This window comes from Burkholderia sp. Se-20378 (assembly GCF_017104665.1).
In the GTDB taxonomy this organism is placed as follows: domain Bacteria; phylum Pseudomonadota; class Gammaproteobacteria; order Burkholderiales; family Burkholderiaceae; genus Burkholderia; species Burkholderia lata.
In genome coordinates this window covers 1-9,410 of sequence record NZ_JAAGPG010000335.1, presented here as the reverse complement: position 1 = coordinate 9,410, position 9,410 = coordinate 1, and the positions used below count along the sequence as shown (strand labels likewise).

Sequence of the window (9,410 nt, the reverse complement as noted above, 5' to 3'; positions counted from 1 at the left end):
CTCGTGGTCATCGCCGCGTACGCGCGCAGCGCGCCGGACACGCGGCGCTGCCGCTTCTCCGGCTGCCACGCGCGCTCGCCGCGCTCTGCCATCGCCGCACGGCGGCGCTGCAGTTCGTCGTCGGACACCAGGACGTTGATCGAGCGGTTCGGGATGTCGATCTCGATCGTGTCGCCGTTCTCGAGCAGCCCGATCTCGCCGCCTTCCGCCGCCTCGGGCGACACGTGCCCGATCGACAGCCCCGACGAGCCGCCGGAAAAGCGGCCGTCGGTGATCAGCGCACACTCCTTCGCGAGCCCCTTCGATTTCAGGTAGCTGGTCGGATAGAGCATCTCCTGCATGCCCGGCCCGCCGCGCGGCCCCTCGTAGCGGACGATCACGATGTCGCCCGGGCCGACCGCGCCGCCGAGAATGCCCTCGACGGCTTCCTCCTGCCCTTCGAACACGCGCGCGGTGCCGGTGAACTTCAGCATCCCGCCATCGACACCCGCGGTTTTCACGATGCAACCGTCACGCGCGATGTTGCCGAACAGCACCGCGAGCCCGCCGTCGCGCGAGAATGCATGTTCGGCATCGCGGATGCAGCCGGTCTTGCGGTCGAGATCGAGCTCGTCGTAGCGGTTTTCCTGGCTGAACGCGACGTGCGAGCGCACGCCGCCGGGCGCCGCACGATAGAAGCGCGACACCGAATCGACGCGATTGCGCATCACGTCCCAGCGCGCGAGCACGTGGGCGACGCTCGGCGCATGGACGGTCGGCAGCGTCGTGTTCAGCAGCCCCGCGCGATCGAGCTCGCCCATGATCCCGATCACGCCGCCGGCACGGTGCACGTCCTCCATGTGCACGTCCTGCACGGACGGCGCGACCTTGCACAGCACCGGCACGCGGCGCGACAGCCGGTCGATGTCGGCCATCGTGAAGTGCACCTCGCCTTCGTGCGCGGCGGCCAGCAGGTGCAGCACCGTGTTGGTCGAGCCGCCCATCGCGATGTCGAGCGTCATCGCGTTCTCGAACGCATCGCGCGTCGCGATCGAACGCGGCAGCACGCTCGCATCGTCCTGCTCGTAGTAGCGGCGCGCGAGATCGACGATCACGCGCCCGGCCTCGAGGAACAGGCGCTTGCGATCGGCATGCGTCGCGAGTACCGAGCCGTTGCCCGGCAGCGCGAGCCCGAGCGCTTCGGCGAGGCAGTTCATCGAGTTCGCGGTAAACATCCCGGAACACGAGCCGCAGGTCGGGCATGCGACGTTCTCGACCGCGCGCACCTCGTCGTCCGTAACCTGCGAGTCGGCGGCCACCACCATCGCGTCGATCAGGTCGAATGCGCGGTGCTTGCCGCGGAACGTCAGTTTCCCGGATTCCATCGGGCCGCCCGACACGAAGATCACCGGGATGTTCAGGCGCATCGCGGCCATCAGCATCCCCGGCGTGATCTTGTCGCAGTTCGAGATGCACACCATCGCATCCGCGCAGTGCGCGTTCACCATGTACTCGACGCTGTCGGCGATCAGCTCGCGCGACGGCAGGCTGTACAGCATGCCGTCGTGGCCCATCGCGATGCCGTCGTCGATCGCGATCGTGTTGAATTCCTTCGCGACCGCGCCGGCCGCTTCGATCTCGCGCGCGACGAGCTGGCCGAGATCCTTCAGGTGCACGTGCCCGGGCACGAACTGCGTGAACGAATTGACGACCGCGATGATCGGCTTGTCGAAATCGGCGTCGGTCATCCCGGTGGCGCGCCACAGGCTGCGTGCGCCCGCCATGTTGCGGCCGTGGGTGGAAGTGCGTGAACGGTAGGTAGGCATCCTGATCCTCGATAGATTCGGTTCGAAAAGACGGGCGGGGCGGCCGGCGGGCCGCCGTCAGTGCGGCCGTCCGGCCGCGCCCCAGTTGTTGTCGTTCTTCGCGAGCGTCGGCAGCACGAACGACAGGATCTTTCTCCGGTCGAGATCGGACGACACGCTGAGCTTGTATTCGAGCGCCGTCAGCTTGATCACGATGGACCTGAGCGCCTGGGTCAGACGTTCGTAGCCCCCTTCGAAATAGAGCGTGCCGCCACGCTGCGCGATAACGCCGTGGCGGGACAGGTAATGGAACAGCGCGACCGACGAGCGCGCGTCGTAGTTGTCGAGCGGCGGCGCCTGCAGCGGATAGCGGATCAGGCGCTCGGCCAGGATGTACTGGATCGACGCGCGCAGCACGCGGTCGTCCGAGCGCAGCCGGAACAGCGCGAGGATCGACAGGATGTCCACCCGCAGCTCCTCCGCGCCCGCGCCGTTGCGGGTGCTCTTCGCATCGAGGTGCTCCGGAATCGGCAGGAAACCCGTGCGATGGTGGTACTCGTGCAGGTGGACCCAGATCGCGCTCGCCTGCGTCAGCAGCGCGTCGTCCGCCGCGAGCAGGTCCGGGAACGCCGTCGGCGACCAGCTCGCCTCGATCGCCGGGCGCGTGTAACGCTTGAAGCGCTCGACGAACTTGTCGATGAAGTAGTACGCCTTGTGATACGCGCGCAGGTCGGCGTCGATGAAGTTCTCGCCGAACACCGCGACCGCGAGCGGGTTGCGAAAGCCGTCCGTGCACATGCGGATCTGCACCGGCAGCGCGTTGCCGTCCGGCGCGATCGCGAGCACGCTCGGCGGAATCGGCACCGGCGCGATCGCGGCCGCTTCGAGGAACGCGTCGGCGTTGTACGGCACGTCGAAGAACCCGAGGATGAAGCTCGGGTCCACCGAGTACGTGAGGTCGAGCAGGCGCCCCGATGCGAGGCAGCGGTTCTCCAGCGTCACGAGCAGCGCGCGCACGTGCGGGTTGTCGGCGTAGTCGCCGAGATGCATGCGCGCGCATTGCGCGATGCGCGCGACGTCGGTGCGGAAACCGCCGGCGAGAATCTCGCCGCGGCAGCGGTTGGTGGCTTGTACGATTTCGCGTTTCATGTCGATCATCCTGTCGGCACGCGTCGTCACACGACGCGGAATTCGCGCTGCAGATAGACGAGCGCCTCGTCATCGGGCTCTGCGCAGTGCAGCGCCACCACTTCGCCGACCAGCAGCTCATGGGTCGCCGCGCTCATCGACGCCACCAGCCGGCAGTCGAGCGCGATGCGCGCGCTCGACAGCACCGGCGCGCGCGTCGAGAGCTCGCCCCAGTCGCCCACCGTGAAGCGCGCGTCGCGCTCGTGCGTGGTGCGGCCCGCGAACACGTCGGCAAGAAAGCGGTCGGCCGCACCGAGCGTGTTCACGCAGAACACCTCGTTCGCGATCAGCCGCTGCGCCGACACGCTGCCGCGGTTGACCGACACGAGCACCGTCGGCGGCGCATCGGACACCGACAGCACGGCAGTCGCCGTCATGCCGCAGCGCCCTGCAGGCCCGTCGCTCGTGAGCACGTGAACGGCCGACGCCACACGGCACATCGCATCGCGAAAGCGCTGCGGCGACGCGCCGATCGACTGGTCGGGGAACCGTGCGGGTTCGTTGTGGATCATGTCCTGTCTCCGTGCATGGGGGGAAAGGCCGCGCATCGCGCTACCGGTTCACCAGCGCCTTCGGCAACGACAGCGCGAGCAGCCCGCCCAGCGCCATGCAGCCGGCCATCATGTAGAGGCCCGCGTCGTTCGATGCGGTCAGTTGCTTGAGCAGCCCCATCAGGTACGGGCCGAGGAAGCCCGCGAGATTGCCGATCGAATTGATCATCGCGATCCCGGCCGCGGCCGCGGTGCCGCCGAGAAACGCGGTCGGCAGGCTCCAGAACAGCGGGATCGCGGTGAGGATGCCCATCGTCGCGAGCGTCAGCGCCGCGATCGCCAGCCCGGTCTGATGCGCCCAGCCGACCGCCAGCACGAGCCCGATCGTGCCCATCGCGCCGGGCACCGCGAGATGCCAGCGACGCTCGCGGTGCCGGTCCGAGCTGCGCGCGATCGCGACCATCGCGACCACCGCCAGCGCGTAGGGCACCGTCGACAGCATCCCGATCGTCAGCGGATCGGCCACGCCCGTCGCATGAATGAGCGTCGGCAGCCAGAAGCCGACGCCGTACAGGCCGATCACGAACGAGAAGTAGATCGCGCACATCAGCCACACGCGCGGATTCGCCAGCACCGCGCCGAGCGACAAGTGCGACTTGACCGCTTCCTCGGCATTCACGTTGCGTTCGAGCAGCGCCCGCTCGTCCTCGCTCAGCCACTTCGCATGCGCGATGCGATCGTCGAGCAGCGTGTAGACGAGCAGCCCCGCGACGATCGACGGCAGCCCTTCGAGCAGATACAGCCACTGCCAGCCGTGCCAGCCGTTGGTCCCGTCGAACGCCTTCAGGATGTAGCCCGAGATCGGACCGCCGACGACGCCCGACAGCGCGACGGCCGTCATGAACACCGTCGTGATCCGCCCGCGCCGATGGGCCGGATACCAGTAGGTCAGGTACAGGATCACGCCCGGAAAGAAGCCGGCCTCCGCGGCGCCGAGCAGGAAGCGCATCGCGTAGAAGGCCGTCGGCGTCGTGACGAACATCGTCAGCGCGGATACCGCGCCCCACGTCACCATGATTCGCGCGATCCACACGCGTGCGCCGATGCGGTGGAGGATCAGGTTGCTCGGCACCTCGAAGATGAAATAGCCGAAGAAGAAGATGCCGGCGCCGAGCCCGTAGGCCGCGTCGGACAACCCGAGATCGCCGGCCATCTGCAGCTTCGCGAAGCCGACGTTCACGCGGTCGAGATAGGACACCAGGTAACACAACAGCAGCAGCGGCATCAGCCGCCACGCGACCTTGCGATAAGCGGCTTCCTCCGACACCCGCAAAGCGGGCGATACGGTCGATACGAGCGTCTCCATCATTTTTTTCCTTTCTTGCGATCGGTTGTTTTTCGTTGCGCACTGCATCCTGCACGCTGCGCCCGACGATCACGTTCGTCATCCGGCGCGCACGTCGGCGGGCCGTCCTCCTAAGGTCGGCGCGTTCGTGTGCGCGGGACGCCGCGGGCCGCACGCAGGCGTGCGGCACTCGTCAGGCGGTGCGTCGGATCCGGGTCGTGTGCCGCGAATCAGGTGCGCATCGGCCTTGCGGGGGCCGATGGCGGCCTGGCCGTGCGTCCGGGGGCTCGTTGTACGTCGTTGTGCCCGGGAACTGCGTCGCCGGCGAGGCGTAACGCGCGCGTGGCGCGCGGGTAGTCGAAAGCGTTCTTCATGTTTCGCCTTTTGCTCACATGCCCGCTTAGGGCGCCTTTAAGACGTTCGTCGACGTTCGAAGTCGGGAACGCACCGCTGGACCGAGCGCTCTTGTGGAGCATTCGATGCCTTGATCCCATCTGGCCGCGCACGGCGGCCGTCACTGCATTTCGGGCGGACGATCGCGCAGCCCGGCCATGTACGCGACCGTGCGGTCGCGATACGCCGCCGACACGCCTGCGTCCGCCAGCCCGCGAACCAGCAGGTCGCGATAGCGCGCGCTCGGCGCCGCTTCGCATTCGAGCGTGACCGCGCCGCGATACGTGAGCGCATGCACGCGCAACCCACCCGTTCCCCGCACCTCGACTGCGCAGCGCACGTAGCGGCCGAGATGCACCCCTTCGCGGCGCTCGAGCGCATCGAGCATGCGCATCGGCAACCGGTACAGCGCGCCTTCGACGATCGCGCCGGCGGCCGGCTCGATGTTCGCGCAGCAGACCGGCTCGTTGAGCGACGCGTAGTTGAACGCCAGGCGGTGCCCGTCGAGCCGCGCCGCCCCCTCGAAATACGGCGCCGCGTCGCAGCGGAGCGATGCGGACAGGCTCGCGAGGTTCATGCACGAGCCATACGCGAAGTACGTGAAATGCTCGCCGCGCAGCAGGTCGTCCGCCGTCATCGCGTCGCACACCCGATACGGGCGCCCGTGACCGTGATCGCGTCCGGGCGCATCAGAGCAACGCACCCGCGGTGCGCGACGTACCGAGCACGTAGTGATCGTAGATCGCCGCAACCGATGCGATCGAGTCGAGCACGAAGTCGCCGATCGGAATCTCGATCCGCAACGTCTGCTCGATGAACAGGACGAAATGCACGAGCGACAGCGAATCGAGCAGGTTGGCGTCGAGCAGGTTCGTCTGCGCGGTCACGCGCGCCGGTGCGCCCGGGTCGATACCGGCCAGAAACGTCTTCACGTTGTCGATCAATTCGTCGAGGCTCATCATCCGCATCACGATCACGCTCCAGAAACACTCGTTCATCCCGGCCCGCGCGCCGCGCGCTGCGAGCACCGTCTTCATCGAACCGCAGAGTCCTTCACATCGTCTTTCGCTTTTGACTTTCGATCGGGCGTCATGCACCATGCGACGCGTCGACCCGACAAACCCGGCCAGCATCTCCATCAGAGATAAATAGGAGACTTAATCAATATGAAAACTCATACGCTGTTCTACTGCCCCGGCCATCTCTCATTTGCACCGCACGTCATCCTGCGCGAACTGGGCGAACCCTTCGAACTCGCGCTCGTCTCGATCAAGGACGGTGCGACGCAGAGCGCCGAATTCCGGCGGCTCAACCCGAAAGGCAAGGTGCCCGTGCTGCATACCGGCGACGAGGTGCTGACCGAGTCGTCTGCCATCCTGCTCTATCTTGCGCTGCGCTTTCCGCACGCGCGGCTGGTGCCCGATACCGCGATGGGCGTCGCACGCGCCGTCGAATGGATGAACTGGCTCGCGTCAGTGCTGCCCGGGACGGTCGCGCTCAATTTCCATCCGTCGCGCTTCAGCGACGACACGGCCGCGCACGACGGCATCCGCGAGAAAGGCCGCGCGGGCATCCTCACTGCGTATGCGCAGATCGACGAGCGGCTCTCCGCGCGCGACTGGGCGCTCGGCGACCACTACTCGATCGTCGATCCGATGCTGCTGATCTTCTTCAAATGGGGGAACATGCTGAAGCTCGACATGCGCGGTTTCGCGCACTGGGCGGAGCACACGGAGCGCATGCTCCGCCGCCCTGCCGTCGCGACTGCGTTGTCGGTCGAGCAGATCTCGGTCTGGGCGTAGCGGCGAAGCCGGGTCGGGCTCGTGCCCGATCCGCCATCCCGCCCGCGTCCAATGCATCTCCATCATCGTCTCAGGTCCTTTTCGCCGCTTTTCTTTCTTTGATGCCCTGGCCTGGCACACGGACATGATTTGCAATGTCCCGGCGGACCGGCGCCACGACTCCGGGAACAGGAGCCGCGACCGCAATCGTGAATGGCGTTCTCTCGTGTCACCGGCCCTTCGGCACAATTTCCGTGATCACGACGAATGCGTGAACAATGCAGCATCCATTCCGAGACGTCCAATATATTTTCGGCAATCGATTGAGTCGCAGAAAATATCATTCGCGCGATTCTCGCCCCGGCGGAAACAATCCCGCGCCATCTCGCCGACCAATTCGCCGATCGACGATTACCGGGTTGTAAGCGGGATCGTCATGCGGCGTCGGAAGGGGTTGTGGCGCAGTCATTGGCCGATTCGCGCGGGAGGCAATGGCTCGGCGCGCGCTGGCGACTCCTGCTATCGTTGTCGCGGCCCGGCGCCGCGGTACTGTCGATCGAACCTGCGCACAACGGGTCTTTCGCGGCGCGCGGCCTCATTGCCGCTCTCGGCCGCTGTTCTGTGTACCAAGCCCGGGAACGGGCGCGCGACACAATCGACGCCGAGATCGCGGCGCACAAAATGCAGCGCCTTGATCCCGCAGGTCCCGACACTGCTCCAAGATCCGACCGATGCACATCGACACCGATTTCGAAGCCGCCGCGATCGACCACGTCGCCGCGGCCACCCCCATCGGCTCGCCCCTGCGCTTGCGTCTGCGCCGCGACAACGCTGCCGAATTCTCCCAATGGTTCGCCTTCGAGCTGGTCGATGTGCCGCCCGACGGTATCGACGTACGCATCGAAGGTTTGGCCGGCTCGTCCTACCCTAAAGGCTGGGTCGACTACCGCGTCTGCATGCGCGCCGACGGCGGCGAGGCGGCGGACTGGTGCCGCCTGCCGACTAGCTTCGACGGCGACGCGCTCGCCTTCCGCGCGCCCGGCCCTGCCCGGCGCCTGCGCTTCGCCTATTTCCCGACCTTCGACCGCGCCGCCGAGGACACGCTCGTCGCTCAGGCGACGCAGGCAGGCGCGACGCTGGAGACCCTCGGGGCCTCCGCGCTCGGCGAACCGATCCGCATGCTCTCGTTCGAGGGCCGTGCGCCGCGCTCGCGCCTCTGGTTCATGGCCCGCCAGCATCCGGGCGAATCGCAGGGCGGCTACTGTCTCGAGGGCCTCGTGCGGGCACTGTGCGGCGAGTTGCGTCCCGTTTGGGAGATCGGTGGCCACGCCGTGCACGTCGTCGTCAACGTCAATCCGGACGGCGTGCGCCTGGGCAACCTGCGCACGAACGCGCGCGGCGCCAACCTCAATCGCTGCTGGGACCGCGAGTATCCGGACGCGCCCGAGACGGCCGCCGTACGCCGGCGCATGCACGCGCTCGGGCTCGACCTGCTCGTCGACTTTCACGGCGCCGAGGTCCTGCCCCGCGTCTTCTCGGTGGGCGCCGACGGTAGCCCCGCCTGGACGCCGCGCTTGCAGGCCTTGCACCGCGCGTTCGACGAGGATCTGCTGCAACGCTCCCCCGTCTTCCAGACGGCGCGCGGCTATTCCGTCGATCGCCCTGACCACGCGAGCCCAAGGAAGTGCATCCCGTGGGTCGCGGAGCAATTCGACGCGCTGGCGCTGACCATCGAGTTGCCGTTCAAGGAGAGCGCTGACCGCCCGCGCGACGACGCCGATGTGGCGGCGTACGCCCGCACGTTCGGACGAGCCGTGCTTGAAACCGCGCTGGCGCTTGCGCCTTCGCTGCGCGCTTGAGGCCCTGCTCGTCTTCCGTGGGGCATGCATGGATGCCCCACGGTTTGCCGAGCTTTCAAGAATGGCGTTGCGTCGCCTCGCCAAGTTGCCGAGCTAACGGTCAACTGTGCTTCTGCAGGTTGTCGGAAAACGACTTGCCACAAGAGCTTGGCGTCGATGGACGTTTTTGTGCGGTTCGATGGAGAAATAATGGAGTCGAGATAAAAAATCAGCGACGCCGGGCGAGCTTTCCGGGCGCACACAATCTGTTACGACAATGGCGAACCTTGGTTTGATCGGAGTGCTATCTTTCGCCGGCCTTTCGTTGACAAGACTCGTTGAAACGAATTGGCGGCAACACAAGAAACCGGACTTCAGATTGAGCACAAGGAAGAGCATTCGCATGTTGAAGAAGATCGCCTCCGCATTCATCGTCACCGCGGCTGCGGTGATTGCACTGCCGGCCGCGGCGGACAACTGGGACAACGCGCTCGGCGGTGCGCTGGGCGGTATCGCCGGCGCAACGGTCGGCGACGCCCTCGGCGGCCGCACCGGCGCGGTGGTGGGCGGCGCGATCGGTGGTGGCGCCG

8 protein-coding genes and 1 pseudogene are annotated in these 9,410 nt (G+C 66.9%); 3 read left to right on the top strand and 6 right to left on the bottom strand.

The features are described from left to right. The 6 genes from ilvD to G3N93_RS27150 all read right to left on the bottom strand — a co-directional run. Positions 1-1,805, bottom strand: a 1,805-nt coding sequence (gene ilvD, locus G3N93_RS27175; protein ID WP_206134351.1) for a dihydroxy-acid dehydratase, incomplete at its 3' end; no start/stop codon positions are given. Between the two features lie 57 nt (positions 1,806-1,862). Then, a complete protein-coding gene (locus G3N93_RS27170; RefSeq protein ID WP_241026720.1) occupies positions 1,863-2,933 on the bottom strand; it encodes a DUF6421 family protein in 1,071 nt (356 codons plus the stop codon). A gap of 26 nt (positions 2,934-2,959) precedes the next feature. Further along, positions 2,960-3,484 carry a flavin reductase gene (locus G3N93_RS27165; protein WP_174939486.1) on the bottom strand — a complete coding sequence of 175 codons (525 nt, stop codon included), beginning with the start codon at positions 3,482-3,484 and terminating at the stop codon, positions 2,960-2,962. Positions 3,485-3,524: 40 nt separating this feature from the next. Further along, positions 3,525-4,832: an MFS transporter gene (locus G3N93_RS27160; RefSeq protein ID WP_374196519.1), complete on the bottom strand. Its 1,308-nt coding sequence runs from the start codon at positions 4,830-4,832 to the stop codon at positions 3,525-3,527. Positions 4,833-5,322: 490 nt separating this feature from the next. Beyond that, positions 5,323-5,838, bottom strand: coding sequence for a gamma-glutamylcyclotransferase family protein (locus tag G3N93_RS27155; RefSeq protein WP_206134349.1), 516 nt, complete (start codon positions 5,836-5,838; stop codon positions 5,323-5,325). Between the two features lie 52 nt (positions 5,839-5,890). Beyond that, positions 5,891-6,238 (bottom strand): acyl carrier protein, encoded by a 348-nt coding sequence (locus G3N93_RS27150; protein ID WP_206134348.1) that lies wholly within the window; start codon positions 6,236-6,238, stop codon positions 5,891-5,893. Between the two features lie 129 nt (positions 6,239-6,367). Here G3N93_RS27150 and G3N93_RS27145 point away from each other — a divergent pair, with 129 nt between their 5' ends. From G3N93_RS27145 to G3N93_RS27135, 3 genes and pseudogenes are all read left to right on the top strand, one after another. Then, the gene (locus G3N93_RS27145; RefSeq protein ID WP_206134347.1) at positions 6,368-7,003 is read left to right on the top strand and encodes a glutathione S-transferase family protein; all 636 of its coding nucleotides are present in this window, start codon (positions 6,368-6,370) and stop codon (positions 7,001-7,003) included. A gap of 710 nt (positions 7,004-7,713) precedes the next feature. Beyond that, on the top strand, positions 7,714-8,841 hold the full coding sequence (locus G3N93_RS27140; protein WP_206134346.1) for a M14-type cytosolic carboxypeptidase: 1,128 nt from the start codon (positions 7,714-7,716) through the stop codon (positions 8,839-8,841). A gap of 382 nt (positions 8,842-9,223) precedes the next feature. Beyond that, positions 9,224-9,410 (top strand): annotated as a pseudogene (locus G3N93_RS27135) (hypothetical protein); the annotation flags it as partial.

Bases quoted from the DNA above. Each gene is read 5' to 3' on its own strand.
- G3N93_RS27160 (WP_374196519.1), bottom strand. From the start codon at position 4,832: ATGATGGAGACGCTCGTATCGACCGTATCGCCCGCTTTGCGGGTGTCG.
- G3N93_RS27140 (WP_206134346.1), top strand. From the start codon at position 7,714: ATGCACATCGACACCGATTTCGAAGCCGCCGCGATCGACCACGTCGCC.
- G3N93_RS27170 (WP_241026720.1), bottom strand. From the start codon at position 2,933: ATGAAACGCGAAATCGTACAAGCCACCAACCGCTGCCGCGGCGAGATT.
- G3N93_RS27155 (WP_206134349.1), bottom strand. From the start codon at position 5,838: ATGACGGCGGACGACCTGCTGCGCGGCGAGCATTTCACGTACTTCGCG.
- G3N93_RS27150 (WP_206134348.1), bottom strand. From the start codon at position 6,238: ATGAAGACGGTGCTCGCAGCGCGCGGCGCGCGGGCCGGGATGAACGAG.
- G3N93_RS27165 (WP_174939486.1), bottom strand. From the start codon at position 3,484: ATGATCCACAACGAACCCGCACGGTTCCCCGACCAGTCGATCGGCGCG.
- G3N93_RS27145 (WP_206134347.1), top strand. From the start codon at position 6,368: ATGAAAACTCATACGCTGTTCTACTGCCCCGGCCATCTCTCATTTGCA.